This is a genomic window from Mesorhizobium sp. M0601, assembly GCF_040320845.1.
Lineage (GTDB): Bacteria > Pseudomonadota > Alphaproteobacteria > Rhizobiales > Rhizobiaceae > Mesorhizobium.
The window spans coordinates 1-17,398 of sequence record NZ_JAMYQK010000045.1; the positions used below are offsets into that span (position 1 = coordinate 1).

Consider the following 17,398-nt stretch of genomic DNA (forward strand, 5'->3'; position numbering starts at 1 on the left):
TTGATCGGTCCCGCCGTTCTGGCAGTGCGGCGGGACTTTTTTGCGGTCCAGGTGGAGCATCGGCGCGCGGGGAAGGCGCGGTGCACGCAGCACCCTTTTCTCATCCAACGTACGTCGGTGGCGCGCTGAAGGGTCTCAATGACGGTCTGCCGCCGGAGCTCAATTAGCTGGACTATTGCTCGACCGGAAGCGGCTGGTGCTGCGGCTCAGCGTGATGAAAGACCTGTCCAAGATCGCGCGCGTCGAACGTTTGGCCGCAGACCGGGCAGTAGACCAAGTGCTTCGACTCGTCCTCTACCGGCCCGTCATGCGGCCTGCCCTCATAGCCGGTCGCGATGTTGTCGGTTCTAATCCGGGGCATCGACAAGTGCCTTTCGTCGTTTTGGCGGCCGATATTTCTCTATTAGCCGGACCTTGTCACGGTCGACCGTGACCAGCGGCCCGAGGTCGATCGTCACGGTGTCCTCGTCGATGCGCGTGACCTCGCCTTTCAGGTCGATTTGCTGGCCTCGGTTCACCTTGGTGTGGTCGATGATGGAATGTGGGAAGTCGTAACCTGGGATAGAGACGCTTACGCGGTCCTCTGTTATTGTTATCCGCCTTCGAACCCTGGCCGTAATCGCCACCTGGTCACCAATGCCTATTCCCCGAGCCATGCCATGGATTCTGGTGCGGGCAGTGTCCTCTTCAAGAGGCTTCTAATATACGCCCGCAATCGTAAGGCTGACCTACGACCAGAGTTACAAAAGTTGAACTTCATCGGGGAACACTCCTTCTGTCTGCCTGTTCAATTTGCCAGGCGCATCCCGCGCATTCAGACAGGAGAAAGATGATGAAACGCATCCTTTTGGCTTCGGCCGTGCTGGCGGTGTCGGCCGGGCTTTCCTTTGCCCAGACGACTAGCGGAACTTCGAGCGGAACCTCGACCACCACAACCATGCCCAGTACGACGGATCAGGGCACCGGCACGACGAGCAGCGGCACCAACATGTCCGGCGATCAGGGCACCGACACGACGACCACCAGCGGCACCACAAATCCGAACTCGGCCAGAGACTGCGCGCCGGGCCAGCAGACTGGCAGCGCTCAGCAGGCGGCGCCTGGTCAGCAGGACACGACAGCCAATACCGCCGCGCCGGGCCAGGTGAAAAAGACCGACGAAGGTTGCTGATTGGCACATCGGCTCGGGTTGGAATCACCAGCGTGTGGCTGGCTGATCTCCCCCGACCACCGCCTGAACTCAACTCGGCTGGCGAGCAAGTTCCCGCCAGCTCAACGTTCTGATGCTGAAAATACTGGACCAGATCTATGCGTTCTCACCGTGGCGCCAGCGAAGCGACGACACCGGGGCGGGACAGGCGAGGCCGCTACAGCTCCAGGCTTGTCTTCCCGGTGCGCACGGCGTCGACGACTTCGCTCATCGAGTCGAGGACGAGCTGGCCGACGATCCCCATGCGGATCAGCAACTCAGGGTCGATCGAGGGACGGCCGATCGGGCAGGCCGCACCCTAATACCCAGGCGGAAAGGCCACGCCCACGCCTGGACACGGCCAGTGTATAGCGGCGGACTGCTTGCCAATGAGCTCTAGTGATGTCGAGCGCCCGCTGCGCCGATATGAGCGTGGAGGCCACGAACAGGCGTTTCAAAGGTCTGGCCTGATCGCGCCGGTTGATGATGCGGATAAAGGCCTGGTGGCCAGGCATCAGCGGCTCGGCCGCCGCCACGATCTCGGCCTGCCGCCACTTGTAGAAGGGCGCCAGATACTGGCGGATGGCCTTGAGCGTAGCGTCATGCTGGAGCGCCAACGGATCGGGATCGATGCCGCCAAAAGGCGACAAGACCAAGTACCCAGGACCGAAGCCAACAGCGATGGGGAAGCGCGACAAGATCGTGAAGTTGGATGCCGAGGGCATGACCAGAACAGCGATAGCCAAAGGAACTGGGGTCAGTGAGCGGAGCGTTTATCGGGAGCTTCAGGGGACCGGTGAGCGCCGATAGGTGACCACTAGGACTACGAGGCGAATTAGGCCCCACCAGACTATGAAACGCTCCTCTCCCAAGCTGACCCGCGCTCTTCCGTATCTTGACCCTCAGCTTCAGACGCCTGTCGAGGAAGTGTTCGACGCTGGCCATCACCCGTGCGCCCGCACGCTCGCTGCGAACATAGAGGGCAGTCGTCGGCGTAGCGAACGAAGCAGTGCTTGCGTCGCTCCAGTTCCTTGTCGAGTTCGTCCAGCATTCCGACTTTGAAACATGGCTGATTTCCACACAGTCGCGGCGGGGCAAGACCGGCTTTTAAGCGTTTGAGACGGATCTCATGGATGGTCGCTGGCTCTGGATGACGGAAACGGATCAAAACGACGGCTGGATGCTCTGCATAGCCAACGAGATCACAATCTGCGGCTTCGGAAGCGAGGCTAGTCTCCATGACGTCAGGGGACGCCGCCGCTTCCGGTCTGCCAGCCTGACGCATGTGTCAACAGTTCCGAGCCGAAGCACTGCACCGCCCTCCCAGCCAAAGAAAGTTGGCTCGCCCGACTGGCAGAAGAAGGCCTCGATGCTTCGCGCCTTCGCGGGGCCGTCAGCCAGACCATCGCCGGTGGGCCGCCGAAGGAACGTGGCATCCTTGCCGCGCTGCGCCGATCCCGCTGCCGGAGCCGATCTCCAGGTCAAGATCTGATGCGACATCTGCTCGATACAAACCGCCTCGGAGCCCCTGCTCTAAAGGAGGGCCCAACGAAACGACCATAATCTTTTCATCTCCTCCCTCACAGCCGTCGAATTCGTCGCGGTGTGCTTGAGAAGCCGTCGGCAAGCGGCGTGACGAGCTCGAAAAATAGTTCGCGGCGTCGGACGGTGCACAGATGCTTTTTGCCGGCCGGGTCCTGTTGTACGACGAGAGGATGGTCCGGCTAGGCAAAGTGCCGGGCCCAAGGAGAGCCAGCTCAGCCTCAATCGCATCGGCCAGCGATTCTTTGAATTCGCGGTAGTCCACATTCATGCAACCACTGCCCTTGTCTTCGCGTTTAGCTGCGTTCAATCGTGGGGAGCGACAAGAATGCGGGCCTTCAGTCCAATTACAATCTGCCTCAATCGCAACCTGACGGTGGTCGCGTCCATAGCCGACGCAATGAAGGTGCTTCAGCAACCATGGCCTAGAATGGGAAAGCCGGGGCGGCTCAACGCGATCCGAATGGTCGAGGAGTCCCTCGCCGGGCATTGCAGCCAGCAAGCTGCGCTCGAGGCCTTCAAGGCGGCCGCGGCTGAACAGGGACTCCTTAGAACAAGAGGGACCACCGCAGGTCTGGGGAAAATTGCGCGGATGGTTGAAGATCTGATGTGAGGTCATGCCGGCCTCCCTAACACTGAAGAGCCGCCCCACTTGAAGCCCGAAATACTGCCTTCTCCCGCGGCAGCCGAAACGCCTCCCGTCGAAGTCAACGGGCTGGACCAAGCGTGTCAAAGACACGACTGGCGAAGAGATCGTGCCCAGCAGAGCGTGAGGGATCGCGATGCCAAGACCGATGCCGTCGAGCCGAGACACTCGCGGTCGAAGAGACCACGGAGAATCATCTGCTCATCAAGCCCAGTTCTCCGCGCAATCCTGATCGCGATTTTTGATAAGGTGCAGCCGCACTGTTTGGCCAGCGCAGAAATTCACCGTCGGTTAAGTGGGTCCTGGCTGTCCCGGACGCGGACAGCCGAGCGTCCGTGCGAAGCGTCGCGAGATTTTTGAACAAAAGCGCGAGCTCTCTACCTTACCGAGGGCTTCAGGCGGAAAGCGTTCAAGAGGGCCGTAGCGGCCAAGCAGCCGGGCAGCCGAGACCAGGCCGATGCCTTCGAGACCCGGATAGCCATCGGCGGCATCACCGACGAGCGCGAGGAAATCTGGAATGAGGGCCGGCTCAACTCCGAACTTCTCGCGTACACCCGCGCCATCGCGAATTTTCTGGGTCCTGCGGTCTACCTGGACCACGTGGTCACCGCGGACACACTGCGCGAGATCCTTGTCCGGCGTCCAGATGCACGCCTTCTGCACGCGCTCATCGGCAGCCGCGCTGTGCGCCGCGGAGGCCAGCGCGTCGTCGGCTTCGAGCTCCATCATCGGCCAGACCGCCACTCCCATCGCCGCCAAGGCTTCCTCGAGGGGGTGAAACTGCGCGAGCAACGCCGGCTCGATGCCATCCCCGGTCTTGTAGCCGGGCCAGAGCTGATTTCTAAAGATTCGACTACATGATCGGTAGCCACCCCAACGTGTGTGGCGCCATTCTCGATCATCTCCAGCACTGTGTTCAGCACGCCGACGACGGCGCCAAACGGCTTGTCATGGCCGTTGTTGAACCGGCGTTGGCCGTAGAAGTGGCGAAACAGTTCGTATGTGCCGTCCACTAAATGTACGATCATTGCAATCCTCGAGGAAAAGCATCCGGCCCGGTCTGCAAAGCTAGACGACAGTTGGCCTTCTCCAAACCTTCAAGTAGGTGCGCTCCGCGAACAACGAGAAGATCAGCTACCTGCCGCGCAAGCTCAGCGAAGAGGGCAGCGGCCCGTTCGGGACCTCTGCTACTATGCACCTTGGGGCAAACTTGCGATCTTCTACGCCGGCTACCACTGGTCCAGGGATTGATTAGGCTCGGTCGCATCGACGGCGGCTTCGATCCTCTGCTGGTGGGAGGCGAATTCCGCTCCGCATCGAACTCCTCTCCTGATCCCATACTGACGACAGGACAACAACAATGCTTGGAAGCTTGGAACAGTTCTTTATGGTCCTGGCGACATCCGCTGCGATGAAGTCGCCGACCCGAAGGTTCTTCATCCGACTGACCCATCATCCAGCTCTCGGCGACCTGCATTTGCGGCTCGGACCTGTGGCCGTATAGGGGGATCCAGAATGTCGAAGCCCCATGCACATGGGTCAAGAATACTGCGGCATCGTCATGGAGGTCGGCAGCGAAATCAGGACGGTTCGTCCCGGCCAGTTCGCTGGCGGAGAGTTGGCTTTCGAGTTTGCTGAGGCCGAGTGAGACGGCGCAAGCCACCTTGATGTTCTGAGTTCGCTCTGCACTGGGGTCATACACCTTGATATGGTCTTATGTCCTAGGACAGAGGACACACCGCATGAATGGGATGAAAAGTCAGGATATCGTGATGCTTCTGAAGCTCGTGAGCTTGCAGGAGCAGGAGGGGCAAGTTGGCTCCGGGGAGCTTCATTGGAGCTTCTCGGGCGAGGCCCCGTACTCAGTTCGCGGCCTGGAATCGCTACCCGGGATCAGCAAAACGAGATCGACGCTTCGATCAAGCGAACCCTCTCGTCGGGACTCGCCATCAAAGATCGAGATACGGGCCGAGCCAATCCCCCTCGCCGCAATCTACACAATTTTCTCGTCCACGGACTGAAATTTGTGTTCCCCGCAAGGCGGGCGGCATCACGCGCGGCATGCCGACGGCCTTTGCCGCGCCAATGCTAAAAGGACTGCTGATGAGCGGCGGTGAGTACATCCACATCTGGCCGTTTGCGGAAGGCCGGGATATGGGCCAATCGATCGAGCCCTTGTTCAAGAGCGTGCCTGAAGCTGTTCCGAAAGATGAGCGGCTGGACGAATATCTTGCGCTTGTCGATGCGATCCGGCTCGGAAACCAGCGGGAGGTGGGCCTTGCCGGTGAGCGGCTTTCTGAAAGGCTTCTGAAGAAATGACTACTATCAGAGGCGAGCTGCTCCACATGCTACAGATAGTAGCCGAGGCGCTGGGAAGCGACTTTCGGGAGCGTCTGATATTTGTGGGCGGATGCACGACCGCTCTTTTCATTACCGACGAAGTCACGCTTGGGGATGTCAGGGCGACGGACGATGTCGATCTCATTGTCGATCTACTCCGCAAAGCGCGGTGTTGGTCGGAGATAATAGAACCTTATACCGCAATCCAACTTAGCTAGTTGTAATGTCCCCTCCTCTTTTGCCGCAGCCAGGAATGCCCTGCAGGCCTCCTCCGGCTCCATCTGACGCTGCCCCCAGTTTCTATCCATTTTTGAGTTCCTCAGCCCTCCAGGAACGCCAGAAGCGCCGCATTCACCGCGTTGCTCTCTTCGCGTTGAACCCAATGCGTCCCCTCCTCGAAAGTCTGCAGGCGGCCATCGTCGCAAAGGGCGAGACTGCGCTTGGCCAGCCCGGATTCCAGAGCCTGGTCCTGCATCCCCCACATAACAAGAGTGGGCGTCGTGATCCGCTCCTTCAGGCTCGGGCGAAAGCGCAAGGCGCGATACCAGTTGAGCATGCTGGTCAGCGCCCCCGGCCGCTCCCAAGCCTGCCGATATTCTGCAATCTCCTCTTCTTCGAAGGCGCCTTCCCGGCTGGATGTCCTGAGTGCTCGTGCGAGCAAGGCGGAGCGCCGCGCACCCAAAACGGCTTCGGGCAGCAATGGGATCTGGAAGAAAACCACGTAACTGCTCCGCAGAAACTGCGTCGGAGATCGCAGGGCATGGGTAAACACCACGTCGGGATGGGGCGCATTCAGGATGACGAGCTTGTCCAGGCGATGAGGCAACTTTGCCCCGGCGGCCCAAGCGACGATGCCGCCCCAGTCATGGCCGGCGAGGTGAAACCTTCCGATGCCGAGCGCGTCGGCCAAGGCGAAGACATCGCCGAGGAGCTTGGGGAGCGTGTACTCGCGGATGCCCCCTGGCTTGTCGCTGGTGTTGTAGCCCCTCTGGTCGGGAACGATGACCCGATATCCGGCGGAAGCGAGCGTACCGATCTGCCGTCTCCAGCCGATCCAGAAGTCCGGGAAGCCGTGCAGGAGCATGACCGGCTTACCCCCGGCAGGCCCGGCCTGAACGACATGAAACCGAATGCTTCCGGCGTTGACGAACTGATGTTCAGGCGCGAGCGAGATCATGGCTGGTAACGCGAGTGTCCTAAAACTGATCCAGCGCAATGAGGATTATCAGGCTGTCGTCCCGACAACATGCACGCTCAGCCGTCGCATCCCAGCAGATGGGCATGGGAGCCGAAGGTCCAAGTGGGGATGCCGCGAGTGTTTCTGCAGCCGGGGTGTTATTTGCAAGCGCAGGTCTGCACCTGCATCCTTTGGCGCTACTATACGTTTCCCTGCGACGAAGGTGCTCCGGACCGGCGGCCATGTCGAAGAAAACAACCGAGGACGCTTACGAAGGTAAAGTGCAACTTGAGCGGCCGCCCGACCCGGAGGGCCGGGGACGCAATGCCGAATGGCCGTCAGAGATTCCTGGCCGCGGCTGGAAGGACGTGCTGTGGCGGGTGTTCGCTGAGCTCACCGAGGACCGTGTTATGCTTATCGCGGCCGGGGCCGCATTCTATCTGCTTCTTGCCTTCTTTCCAGCGCTTGCCGCCTTCGTGTCCATCTACGGTCTCGTCGCCGATCCTCAGACCATCGCTGAGCACGTTGCGTTCCTTGGCGGCGTACTGCCCTCGGGAGGTCTGGATATTATCAGATCTCAGCTTGCGTCCTTAGCCGCTCAGAAGACTGGCGCGCTCAGCTTCGGCTTCATCTTCGGCCTTGCCGTCACACTGTGGAGCGCCAGTAACGGCATAAAGACGCTATTCGAAGCCATGAACATCGCCTACGAGGAGAGTGAAAAGCGCGGCTTCATCCACCTGAATCTCCTGGCCTTGGGCTTCACACTTGGCGCCATCCTCATTGGCATCGGCTTTATCGTCGCGGTGGGGATTGTGCCGGCCGTGCTTGCACTGCTGAACCTCGGCGGCTGGATCGAAGCCCTTGTGCGGATCCTTCGATGGCCGATGATGCTCATCATGGCTGGCGTTGGGACCACGCTGATTTACCGCTACGGGCCCAGCCGTGAAAGGGCAAAGTGGAAATGGGCGACATGGGGCGCCTTCCTCGCGGCTGTGGTCTGGATCGCAGTCTCGATAGGATTCTCCTACTATCTTGAAAACTTCGCCAACTACAACGCGACGTATGGAGCCCTTGGGGCAGTGATCGGCTTGATGATGTGGACTTGGATTTCTGTGATTATCCTGGTTGTAGGTGCGGAGCTGAATTCCGAGATGGAGCATCAGACAGCGATGGACACCACCACAGGTGCGCAGCAGCCGATGGGTTCGCGAGGTGCCACGGTCGCCGACACGCTGGGCGGATCGGCCGATGACGCCGACCAGCAGTCGCGTTTTGACGAGCGCAATGCGTAGCGCGCAGCTCACTTTGCATGCCATGGTCAAGCGGCTGTAACCACGCCGCGGAGCGTGGCCCAGAACGGCTCAAGCCGCGGGCCCGGCTTGCCGAGGTGACAGGCGATCTCACCATCCAGAAGCAACGCAAAAGCGCCGTCGCCGATGCCGAACCCCTCGCCAGCCTCGACGAGGTCGTTGTTCTGCTGAAGCGTCAGAGCCACCGACTTGAAGGCGAGATCGCCTCGCTACGCGACGACGACCCGCTGTGGGCCTGTCTCGATTAGATCTTCCGTCCGGTCAACGGTGTCGCCCGCGTACTCCTGATGGCCGAGTTGTCCGAGATTGGCACCCTTTCCAATAAAGCCATCGCCAAACTCGTAGGCTTGGCGCCGATCGCCAGTGACAGCGGGAGGCGCAGCGGTCGAAGACCGGTGCGCGGCGGCCGTGAAGGTCCGCGCAGCCTCTCCTCGTCGCGCTCACCGTCGCCAGATATGGTCCCCACCTCGGCGCCTTCCATCAGAGTTGAAGCAGGCAGGGAAGGGACAGATGGGTGATTCGCATTGCGCTCGCCCGCAAGCAACTCGTCATTCCCAATGCAAACGCACCCGATCCGCGCACCGAGTTCGAAAATGCAACTTGGACACCCTAGCCAGTCGCTCATTGGGAACCAACGGGCCTTACCTCCGTTTGCTCCTCGAATGGAGGAAACCATGAACAACCGGAATTCTGAACGGCGTCCCCCAACTGCGGTAAGGACTGGTGACGGTACCTCGGAAGACATAGGAGCAACCGTAAGGGGCGCCTTATCCAAAGCGTCGGACATAGCACAAGGGGCAGCGGGAACCGCCAAACGGGCGGCCGCTGGTGGCGCGTCCACCGTGACCAATCAGGTGAAGGAGATGTTGGACCGTCAGGTCGGCAGCGGCGCCGAGGTGATGGGCCAACTGGCGAGTTCGACCAAACGTGCGGCCGAGGACCTCGACACAAATGCACCGATCGTCGCTGGGGTCGTGCGCACCTTCGCCAATAGGCTTGATGGATACGCAGACGACCTGCGAGACAGATCCGTCGATCAACTGGTTCTTGCAGCGTCCGATTTGGCCAGGCGCAAGCCGGGTTTGGTGTTTGGGCTGGCCGCCGTAGCGGGTTTTTTGACATTCCGCACGCTGAAGAGCGCGCCTCCCGCTTCAGAATCCATCAAGGAAAGGCGGCCGGGAGCGAACTGATCTGATGGCACAGGAACAACTGAAGAATTCGCCTCTCCCTCAAGCACTGTCGGCAGTGTTGGCGGACGCCGCGGACCTCTTTCAAAAAGAGTTGCGCCTGGCGCATGCGGAGCTGTCCGCCAACGTCTCAACGAAGCTCCAAGCAGGTGTGTGGATGTCTGCTGCTGGCGCGCTGGGAGTGGTCGCCGCTCTGCTTCTAATGCAAGCCCTCGTACTTGGAATCTCGAGCTTAGGGATAGCCCTGCACTGGTCGTGTCTCATAGTCGCGACCGCAACGGCGGCTGCCGCTGTTTTCGCCTACTATAGGGGCCGCGCTGATGCGCAAAAAGAACTTCTGCCGACACACTCTATAAGCCAAATAAAGCAGGATATTGCGACAACCAAGGAGCAATTAACATGAGCCGCAATTCACAGGTCCAGGATTTTGGAACGAAAGAATGGCTTCTCAGCTCCGCTAGGAACAATCCCGAAGGCCTTCTGCTCGTCGCAGCAGGGTGCGCGCTGCTAATGCGCAGCCGCGGTTCAAGTGCCGGGCATCGCGAGCAATCCCGTGGAACCAACGGGCGCCAAAATGCTCCGCACGCACGCACCGCCAGCGGCGGGGCGTCAAAAGCGCAGGAACAGGCTAGCGAGACAGCTGAGGCCATGCGCGACAATTTAGCCGGCATTGGGGAGAAGGTGAGTGAAACCGCAAGTCACTACGCATCATCCGCCGCGTCATACGCAGAACAGGCCGGTCGCTCCGTATCCGAGAAGTCAGGGCGCGTGGTGCAGCAAGCCCAATCAACGTTGCAAGACACGATTGGCCGCATGGTGGAAGAACAGCCATTGGCTTTTGTTCTGGCCGGCTTCGCAGCCGGTGCCGCCATAGCTGCTGCTTTGCCGGCCAGCGATGTCGAGAGGCGCACGCTCGGCCCAGCAGGAGAGCGATTGACGGATGCTGCTGAAAAAGCTGGGGAACGCTTGAAGTCCTCGACATCAAAGGCGGGCGAACGGCTCAAAAGCGCCGCCGAGGAACATGGGCTGAATTCGGACGGCCTGAAGGAGGTCGCAAGGGACGTTGCGGGCGCCTTTGGAAGCGCCTTGTCAGAAGAGCAATCAAGTGAACCCGTGCAGCCGCCTTCGCCAAGCCCAAGTGGATCGAGCGGTTCATCCACTCCGGCCGCCAAGCTGCAACCGGGCAGCGCCACCCCTTCGGAAGGAATAACGGCCAAATCGCAGCGGTCGGGCAACGCTCGGTCGAGCAAACCTGCCCGCCCCGGTGGCAAGAGAGATTTATGATGGCCGATCCGCAACTTGAGCATCTTGAATACGAAGTTGAGGCTGCCCGGGCTAAGCTCGCCGAGGACTTGTCGACACTTCGGTCGCCAAACACGCTCTCCGAATTTACCGATGATTTGAAACACGAAGCGCTTGAGGCAAAGGATGCCCTGGTGGAGAAAGCAAGAGCCTCAATGCAATCGGTGGCGCAGGCGATTATTGACGATCTCAAGGCCAAGGCGGCTGCCAATCCGAGCGCTGCTTTGGCGATTGGGGCCGGTTTGGGGTGGCGTTTCCTCCGCCGTCCGCCGATCGCAACCGCACTTGTCGGAGCGGGATTGTTCAGCTTATTGCGGACCAATTCGGCCCGGCCACCCGGCGAGCAGCAGGTGGATCACCTATCGTACGCCAAGGAGCGCCTGAAGGAGCAATCTAGTGATTTGGCGGAAAGCGTCAGTGATTTCGCTCTTGAAACGGCTGGTAAAATAAAACGCCAAGCTGCCGAGTTGACCGGCGTGGCCAAGGAAACTGTAAAAGAGAAGACAGAACGTCTAGCTGCGGGTATCCGCCATAGCGGCGTTGGGCCGCACGAGGGCGAGACTGCCGCGAGAGCATCCGCACCCTTCGATGAAGCTTCGTTAGCTGTTCAAGACGCATCGGGCAATGAGCATACCGAGGACAAACTCCTTCTGGCGGCGGCAGGTTTGGCAGTCGCCGCGGCTGTCGGCTTTGCCTATCAACGACGTGTGAATGAGCAGATGGACACCGACCGAACTGGAAGAGCGTAGACAGAGGTCATTGCAGAGAAACAGTCGTCCTGAAGGCAAAGTATGATGCCGCGCTGACATTTATCGAGTCCCGACGAGTTCAGCCATCGGATTGCATATTCTGGAACCACGGACGGCGCGATGACGATGCGCACGGCGGAGAAGATCGGACAAAGCGGTCAACCCCTTCGAGCATGATGATCGTCGGCCGGTCGGTCACGGCCTTCAGCGAAACCGCCAGCGACCGGCTGAAGCGGAATTCACCCCGAAAACCGTGCAAGTGCTGCCGACCCCATAACGTGAGCGCAACGGCGCGCTCTGTCCGCTGTCAGGACGAACTTTCTCCGATCCGGCTTGGCGCTGCCGGTGCCCGCGCACGCAACTGCTCAGTCATCTAGAGCGTTCTCGGGCATTCCGCTATCGCGACCTCGTTTGGAACGTTTTAACACGCCCACTCGAGCTTTATTTCGCCGAGCGCTGCGCTAGCCCTTCCGATCTGGCTATTGCCAATGCGTATTTGACCAGGCTTGCGCAGGCGAACGCTTCGACTCTCTAAGTGACGACGCCGCAATATTAGCATCGCTCGTCGTTGCAATTTCTCGAAATGCGCAGCTCGACGACCGCCTGCTAGGCGTGTTCGTTGCCCAGCGTTCACGAAGGGGGACGCGCTAGCGGACGAATCCCGATCACCCAGTTTACGGTTACTACGTTCCTACCCGATCACCGCTTGGCGCTGTCGCTGTCCGCTTCGGCCCGCGCAAGGAACTGCTCGGTCGTGGAGGGAAGACGGGATTTCAGCCAATCCGCCATCGCGACTTCCTCTCGCAGATTCTCTTCGCAAGCCCGAAGTACCTCGCTTTCGCCGAGCGATCGAGCAGCGGCAATCAGGATCGTGTAGGAGGCGATTTCCATGTGCTCGAACGTGTAGCTCGCGAGGGATCCTTTCATCACCTCGTCTCCAGCGAAGACGCCGCTCAGCGATTGCGCCATCGCCGTCAGCTTACCGCCAGCATCCTTCATCGTGGATGAACCCTCGTCCATCTGATCGAGACAAGTCTTGAGCCGGGCAGCCTGTTGCTTGGTCTCGCCGAGGTGCTGTCGGATTCGGTCGCTCAGTTCGGGATAATTCTCGATACGACTCAACTGCCCGTTCAACATCGTTTCGGCCTGCTCTTCCATGGCATGGGCATCTCTAAGCCATTGGACAAACCATTCGCGGCTTTCTGACATCTCGAATCTCCTTTGCGATCTAAGGAAACTTTCAGAAGAGGACATTGTTCCGGAGTAGAGCCCGCCGAACGGGCCTTGACCGTCGCAGAGATCAGCGCCGTGGCGGGTCTCAATTCACCTCGCGAAAAATCCTGCAGCGATGCGTGGAAAAGGCGAAGATCGGGAAGATCGGCGCAAGGAAAACGGCCCGTGGACGCTCGCCGCTGCGCCGCTCCATCACAAAGTCCAACTGGCACTGGCCGCTTCCTGGCCATCCGACGCGGCGACATATTGAAGGTCCCGCATGGCATACTGCGACCGCTGCATGTCGTTCCTGGCAAGTAAGAACGGCAAGCAGATGAACCTACCAGCGCTCGGCGAAGCTGAAGTGGATTCTCGACGAGGCGCTGATCGCGGCCGCTGGCGCTCCGCATTGAGCCTTGTGCCTCGCCGCGCCACCGCAGTCACAAGGAACGCGACGGCCTCTCCGCTCGTTGATTGCTTTTCGACTCGAGCCGCCGTCATGAGGTTCTAATATACGCCGGCCATCCTAAGGCTGACCTACGACCAGAGTTACAAAAGTTGAACTTCATCGGGGAACACTCCTTCTGTCTGCCTGTTCAATTTGCCAGGCGCATCCCGCGCATTCAGACAGGAGAAAGAAGATGAAACGCATCCTTTTGGCTTCGGCCGTGCTGGCGGTGTCGGCCGGGCTTTCCTTTGCCCAGACGACCAGCGGAACTTCGAGCGGAACCTCGACGAGCGGAACCTCGACCACGACGACCATGCCCAGCACGACGGATCAGGGCACCGGCACGACGAGCAGCGGGACCAACATGTCCGGCGATCAAGGCACCGACACGACCACCACCAGCGGCACCACAAATCCGAACTCGGCCAGAGACTGCGCGCCCGGCCAGCAGACTGGCAGCGCTCAGCAGGCGGCGCCAGGTCAGCAGGACACAGCAGCCAACACCGCCGCGCCAGGCCAGGTCAAAAAGACCGACGAAGGTTGCTGATTGGCACATCGGCTCAGGTTGGAATCACCAGCGTGTGGCTGGCTGATCTCCCCCGACCACCGCCTGAACTCAACTCGGCTGGCGAGCAAGTTGCCGCCAGCCGAGCGTCAGTTGAGGAACCTTGTGCTTGCTTGTGCTTTCAGTGGGCAGGCCTGGCTTCTGTTTGCTTTCGGTCAGATACATATCCGCCTGCTCGCGCATCATGCCTGAAGGGAGCTGCGGTCGCGCTCAGAGGAGAGCCGCGCTGTATTGCCGATAGCGCTAGAGCGAAGAAGCCCTACGGCAACCGGCAGTTGGACTGACACCAAGTTGGCTCCGAGAGCGTTGGGAACAGCCTGGCACGGCACGTTGCTCAGTTTGGACCTTCGCAAAGGATGCATGGATGGCGAAAGACGTTTCTCGCGAGGAAGAGCAACGCGGCACCGGAAAGGTCCTCATCTGGGGCGCCGCGATCGCCCTTGTTCTCTTTGTTGCCCTGCTGGCCATATTCGTTCTGGGGTAGTCCTGACTGCTGCAGCAGGATCTAACTTGGGTGCACGACGTTCTGAGCCTAGAGAGCTGCAGAGCCTACTTGGATCTTGAGCACCGTGGGGTTGAATGCAAGTCCGTGTGGTGCAAGTGACTGCTAGGCTTTCACGGTTTTGGTGTCCTCTTCGGTTTAGATGCCGCGGGCCGACGTCACAGCAAGTGCGGCCTTCAGGCGCTGCTCCCGAAGCCGCGGTCTTTGCGTCTCGTGCCGCACGCTCAATGTCGGTCAATCCTCGTGCAGCATCCGAGGCGCGCTCGTCTCTGGCTTGTCTTTCTTTCTCGGTAGGCAAATTCCTACACTCCGATGTGCCAGCACAGTCGGCTGTCGCACCCAACCACGGTCGCCATATCGTATTCCAACAGAAAAAACCCGCCTCGACTGCCGCTGAGCGCGCGCATCCCCGCCTCTGGAACGCTTCAAATACTTTGCCGTTGTTAAAGGCACCTGCAGGAGCCAGGCATGAGAGTATTCCAACGAATTTTGCCGCTCGCCGTGTTCGCCTTGCAGCTTTTTGCCGTGCAGTCATTTGCTCAGACCGAGCAGCAAGATCTGCCGGGGCAAGGCGCATCATCGACAACCGAAGATGCCCAGGATGTCGGCGTCGACGTTTCGCTTGGCAGGCACGAAGTGAAACAGCAGATCGCAAGGGAGCTTGGAATCTCCGAGGTGGAAGTGCCTCTGGCAGTTCATGTGCCTATCGAGCTCGCCAAGCGGGTCTGCGAGAAAGAGGTATTCGACGCACGCGCCAATGTGAACCGAAGCTGCACCGCGACGAAATACATCCCGGAAATTGCCGAAGCAGCACGAAATCGTCCGCAAACCTCTGCCGTTCCGGAGCAATAGGCGAAGACGAATACTATGGGATACAGAAGGGGTGCTTGGCTACTCTGGTCGATCGACAAAGCGCCCCCCGAAAGTGTGGAGCTTGCGCGTAAGTTTTCAGGCAGCGTCGATACCGCTTGGCTTCCCCAGAGGATGAATCAGTTTGGGGCCGTATGCTTCGACAAAAGGCGCACACCAGATTGCGAAGGCAACCTTCGACCAGTAGAGGCGGACACTGCTTGTTAGCAGCATCTTGATGATCGCCAGACTGACGAGCTTCTCTGGTCAGCCTAGTAGCTTTTTGAGACTCCCCGCCCTTTTAGGTATACTTTCCCCTGACTGTCGACAATTGTTAGGGCGTCCTCAGCTGTGAGCGACCATCGCCCTTCCGCCCCGATCGGGAGACAGCGCAGATGGAAACCTCGTTCAAGAACGAACTGTTGCGGCGCCTGAGCGCACCGGATCTGACGTTGCTGCAGCCTCACCTCGAAGCCCGTCACTTGGGACTGAGGACGCACCTGGAGCAGACCTCGGTCCCGATTGACACCGTCGATTTCTTCGAGAGCGGTCTCGGGTTAATGGTGGCGAAGCTTCGGGCTGAGGTCGAGGCCGAGGTTGGCCTTATTGGCTTTGACGGTATGACCGGGGCAGCCCTGGTCATGGGTGAGGACCGGTCCCCACACGATTGCTTTGTTCAATTGAAGGCTGAAGCTATTGCTATAGACGCGCGTTGGCGGATCGTTCTTATGGGCAGCCCGAGGCGGAATACATCCGACTGATCGGGACGCCCCCGTTGCTCATGATGTCACCCGTGCTGCCCTCTCTCCCGTCGCTGACCACATTCGGGAGGTGGCGATTGGCACCTGTCAGGACGTTCTGGCAAGGGTTGTCCAACGGTATGAAACCGCAGTGTCGATCCAGGACAGGATCGTTGAACATTGCAAGGAGGTCGGATTAACACCGCAAGCAGATGAAGCTTTTTTGCAGGCCTTGTGGTTGTCGCTGGCGAAGGCCAGGACGGCCTTGGAGCGTGAGGTCCCCCCGGCACCGCTGCACCTGGCCGGCCGCTCTAGTCCTGGACAATTGCCGACCTCGTCGCTGGTCAGCATGCCAGAATGTCGATGGCGGAAGCCATGAGGACCCCGATTGAATGTTCTCATTCGTTTGTGATCGGGGGTGCAAGTCAATCCGGCTCCAGCGCATGTTGGCCTCAGGAACAAACCGCCGTCGCATCCGTTCAGCATCGCGAAGGACGACACGGCTGTCCACGGCCTTTCCGGTACTGCAAAGGAGACATGACATGCTCGGTCCGCAGAGGGGTTTTCGAAGACCATCTGAGGCTTCGCGCCGCTGGCGACATCGAGGAGGATCTTAGGTGCAACTATGCTGTGGACGTGGTCCTCTTGACCTCGAATTCGAATTTAGAGGCCATGATGCCGTCCGCCTGTCGTCCAAACGCCTGCGCGAGCAGCTGCCTCAAGGTGAGTTCAACTACATCGGAAAACAGGTCCGCGGCCCCTATACACTGCTGATCTGGTCGGCAACTTCGTCCAGGTTCGACGCCATTGGGGGCCCGAGAAGAGATCGGGAACCTTGATCAGGTGCGGGCAAAGGTCCGTTGCGAAAAATGCGGCCGCAAGGACTCGATGACAGCGGAAACCCTTCAGGCAGACGATCCTCATTCCGGAACTTCCGCAATGGAGCGCAGCCGAGATGCTCAAGCCGCTGCTGGCGCGGCGGACTGAAATCAGCGGTCAACCCGACCGTCGCTCGCTGTTGGCTGCCGGTGTGCCGTCGCCGAAGGAACAACAAGAGACTGGTCCAGTTAGAGCCATGCATGCGTCGATAGAAATGAAAGAGGAGATGACAATGGCGACGAAAAAAAGCTCTCAGGGCAGCTCCAAGGGCTTGGAAGACCTTTTCTATGATGGTCTGAAAGACATCTACTACGCCGAACGCAAGATTCTGACGGCGCTCCGGAAAATGGCAAAGGGCGCGGAGTCCGAAGAGTTGAAGGCGGCGTTCGAAAAACATCGTGACGAGACGGAAGGTCAGATCGAGCGTCTGCAGCAAGTTTTCGACGCCTTTGGCAAGAGAGCCCAAGGGAAAACGTGCCCGGCGATCGACGGCATCATCGAAGAAGGACAGGAGATTTTGGAGGAATTCGAGGAGGCTCCGGCATTGGACGCGGGTCTCGTGGCTGCAGCCCAGTCCGTCGAACATTATGAAATAGCGCGCTACGGGACTCTTGTCACATGGGCCGGGTTACTTGGCTTGAAAGACGCCGTCCCGCTACTCGAACAGACGCTCAAGGAAGAAAAAGCAACCGATGAGGCGCTCACCCGACTAGGCGAAACAGGCGTCAACGAACGGGCGATGCAACAGGCCGCATAACTTC

Annotated in this window: 21 protein-coding genes and 3 pseudogenes; 17 read left to right on the plus strand and 7 right to left on the minus strand. The window is 59.7% G+C overall.

What is annotated here, in order from left to right:
• Positions 1-172: 172 nt before the first annotated feature.
• Both NKI41_RS27985 and NKI41_RS27990 read right to left on the minus strand, forming a co-directional pair.
• On the minus strand, positions 173-361 hold the full coding sequence (locus NKI41_RS27985) for a hypothetical protein (protein WP_352508339.1): 189 nt from the start codon (positions 359-361) through the stop codon (positions 173-175).
• Positions 348-656 carry a hypothetical protein gene (locus tag NKI41_RS27990; protein WP_352685982.1) on the minus strand — a complete coding sequence of 103 codons (309 nt, stop codon included), beginning with the start codon at positions 654-656 and terminating at the stop codon, positions 348-350. Before NKI41_RS27990 ends, NKI41_RS27985 begins: the two co-directional genes overlap by 14 nt.
• A 176-nt stretch (positions 657-832) precedes the next feature.
• Between NKI41_RS27990 and NKI41_RS27995 the strand changes: the two genes are divergently transcribed.
• Entirely contained in the window at positions 833-1,171 is a 339-nt protein-coding gene (locus NKI41_RS27995; RefSeq protein WP_352457937.1) for a hypothetical protein, read from the plus strand.
• Between the two features lie 296 nt (positions 1,172-1,467).
• Here the strand turns inward: NKI41_RS27995 and NKI41_RS28000 are convergent, their stop codons facing one another.
• Positions 1,468-1,839 carry a hypothetical protein gene (locus NKI41_RS28000; protein WP_352508346.1) on the minus strand — a complete coding sequence of 124 codons (372 nt, stop codon included), beginning with the start codon at positions 1,837-1,839 and terminating at the stop codon, positions 1,468-1,470.
• A 31-nt stretch (positions 1,840-1,870) separates the two neighbouring features.
• Between NKI41_RS28000 and NKI41_RS28005 the strand changes: the two genes are divergently transcribed.
• Together NKI41_RS28005 and NKI41_RS28010 are read left to right on the plus strand one after the other, a co-directional pair.
• Positions 1,871-1,999, plus strand: a complete 129-nt coding sequence (locus tag NKI41_RS28005) for a helix-turn-helix domain-containing protein (RefSeq protein WP_352516145.1) — start codon at positions 1,871-1,873, stop codon at positions 1,997-1,999.
• A 232-nt stretch (positions 2,000-2,231) separates the two neighbouring features.
• Positions 2,232-2,396 (plus strand): annotated as a pseudogene (locus NKI41_RS28010) (diguanylate cyclase); the annotation flags it as partial.
• A 186-nt stretch (positions 2,397-2,582) separates the two neighbouring features.
• Here the strand turns inward: NKI41_RS28010 and NKI41_RS28015 are convergent.
• Positions 2,583-3,002 carry a hypothetical protein gene (locus tag NKI41_RS28015; RefSeq protein ID WP_352682210.1) on the minus strand — a complete coding sequence of 140 codons (420 nt, stop codon included), beginning with the start codon at positions 3,000-3,002 and terminating at the stop codon, positions 2,583-2,585.
• 57 nt (positions 3,003-3,059) lie between these two features.
• Here NKI41_RS28015 and NKI41_RS28020 point away from each other — a divergent pair, with 57 nt between their 5' ends.
• A complete protein-coding gene (locus NKI41_RS28020) occupies positions 3,060-3,344 on the plus strand; it encodes a DUF982 domain-containing protein (RefSeq protein ID WP_023680323.1) in 285 nt (94 codons plus the stop codon).
• 324 nt (positions 3,345-3,668) lie between these two features.
• On the opposite strand, the gene NKI41_RS28025 is transcribed toward NKI41_RS28020, so the two are convergent.
• Positions 3,669-4,226 (minus strand): 5'-3' exonuclease, encoded by a 558-nt coding sequence (locus tag NKI41_RS28025; protein ID WP_352508345.1) that lies wholly within the window; start codon positions 4,224-4,226, stop codon positions 3,669-3,671.
• A 153-nt stretch (positions 4,227-4,379) separates the two neighbouring features.
• Here NKI41_RS28025 and NKI41_RS28030 point away from each other — a divergent pair, with 153 nt between their 5' ends.
• The 3 genes and pseudogenes from NKI41_RS28030 to NKI41_RS28040 all read left to right on the plus strand — a co-directional run bounded on the left by NKI41_RS28030 (position 4,380) and on the right by NKI41_RS28040 (position 5,696).
• A complete protein-coding gene (locus NKI41_RS28030) occupies positions 4,380-4,628 on the plus strand; it encodes a cyclophilin-like fold protein (protein ID WP_352516146.1) in 249 nt (82 codons plus the stop codon).
• 150 nt (positions 4,629-4,778) lie between these two features.
• Positions 4,779-4,992, plus strand: a pseudogene (locus NKI41_RS28035) (alcohol dehydrogenase catalytic domain-containing protein); the annotation flags it as partial.
• A gap of 446 nt (positions 4,993-5,438) precedes the next feature.
• Complete coding sequence (locus NKI41_RS28040) at positions 5,439-5,696, plus strand: hypothetical protein (RefSeq protein ID WP_352508334.1); 258 nt, start codon at positions 5,439-5,441, stop codon at positions 5,694-5,696.
• A 340-nt stretch (positions 5,697-6,036) separates the two neighbouring features.
• Here the strand turns inward: NKI41_RS28040 and NKI41_RS28045 are convergent, their stop codons facing one another.
• Complete coding sequence (locus tag NKI41_RS28045) at positions 6,037-6,894, minus strand: alpha/beta fold hydrolase (RefSeq protein ID WP_352508333.1); 858 nt, start codon at positions 6,892-6,894, stop codon at positions 6,037-6,039.
• A 242-nt stretch (positions 6,895-7,136) separates the two neighbouring features.
• On the opposite strand from NKI41_RS28045, the gene NKI41_RS28050 reads away from it, so the two are divergent.
• From NKI41_RS28050 to NKI41_RS28080, 6 genes and pseudogenes are all read left to right on the plus strand, one after another.
• The gene (locus NKI41_RS28050; RefSeq protein ID WP_352685986.1) at positions 7,137-8,186 is read left to right on the plus strand and encodes a YihY/virulence factor BrkB family protein; all 1,050 of its coding nucleotides are present in this window, start codon (positions 7,137-7,139) and stop codon (positions 8,184-8,186) included.
• 62 nt (positions 8,187-8,248) lie between these two features.
• A pseudogene (locus tag NKI41_RS33380) lies at positions 8,249-8,817 on the plus strand (transposase); the annotation flags it as partial.
• A gap of 229 nt (positions 8,818-9,046) precedes the next feature.
• On the plus strand, positions 9,047-9,394 hold the full coding sequence (locus NKI41_RS28065; protein WP_352508329.1) for a hypothetical protein: 348 nt from the start codon (positions 9,047-9,049) through the stop codon (positions 9,392-9,394).
• 4 nt (positions 9,395-9,398) lie between these two features.
• Complete coding sequence (locus NKI41_RS28070; protein WP_352508328.1) at positions 9,399-9,794, plus strand: phage holin family protein; 396 nt, start codon at positions 9,399-9,401, stop codon at positions 9,792-9,794.
• Positions 9,791-10,675 (plus strand): hypothetical protein, encoded by an 885-nt coding sequence (locus NKI41_RS28075; RefSeq protein WP_352508327.1) that lies wholly within the window; start codon positions 9,791-9,793, stop codon positions 10,673-10,675. Before NKI41_RS28070 ends, NKI41_RS28075 begins: the two co-directional genes overlap by 4 nt.
• A complete protein-coding gene (locus NKI41_RS28080) occupies positions 10,672-11,442 on the plus strand; it encodes a hypothetical protein (RefSeq protein WP_352508326.1) in 771 nt (256 codons plus the stop codon). The genes NKI41_RS28075 and NKI41_RS28080 overlap by 4 nt, the downstream gene beginning before the upstream one ends.
• Positions 11,443-12,141: 699 nt before the next feature.
• Here NKI41_RS28080 and NKI41_RS28085 read toward each other — a convergent pair.
• Complete coding sequence (locus NKI41_RS28085; RefSeq protein WP_352685989.1) at positions 12,142-12,651, minus strand: ferritin-like domain-containing protein; 510 nt, start codon at positions 12,649-12,651, stop codon at positions 12,142-12,144.
• A gap of 644 nt (positions 12,652-13,295) precedes the next feature.
• Between NKI41_RS28085 and NKI41_RS28090 the strand changes: the two genes are divergently transcribed.
• The 4 genes from NKI41_RS28090 (at position 13,296) to NKI41_RS28105 (ending at position 17,394) form a co-directional block, all read left to right on the plus strand.
• Positions 13,296-13,649: a hypothetical protein gene (locus tag NKI41_RS28090; RefSeq protein ID WP_023680319.1), complete on the plus strand. Its 354-nt coding sequence runs from the start codon at positions 13,296-13,298 to the stop codon at positions 13,647-13,649.
• A 988-nt stretch (positions 13,650-14,637) separates the two neighbouring features.
• Positions 14,638-15,021: a hypothetical protein gene (locus NKI41_RS28095; RefSeq protein ID WP_156937370.1), complete on the plus strand. Its 384-nt coding sequence runs from the start codon at positions 14,638-14,640 to the stop codon at positions 15,019-15,021.
• A gap of 392 nt (positions 15,022-15,413) precedes the next feature.
• Positions 15,414-15,779: a hypothetical protein gene (locus NKI41_RS28100; protein ID WP_023677855.1), complete on the plus strand. Its 366-nt coding sequence runs from the start codon at positions 15,414-15,416 to the stop codon at positions 15,777-15,779.
• 1,090 nt (positions 15,780-16,869) lie between these two features.
• Entirely contained in the window at positions 16,870-17,394 is a 525-nt protein-coding gene (locus NKI41_RS28105; protein ID WP_023677856.1) for a YciE/YciF ferroxidase family protein, read from the plus strand.
• The last annotated feature ends 4 nt before the right edge of the window (positions 17,395-17,398 follow it).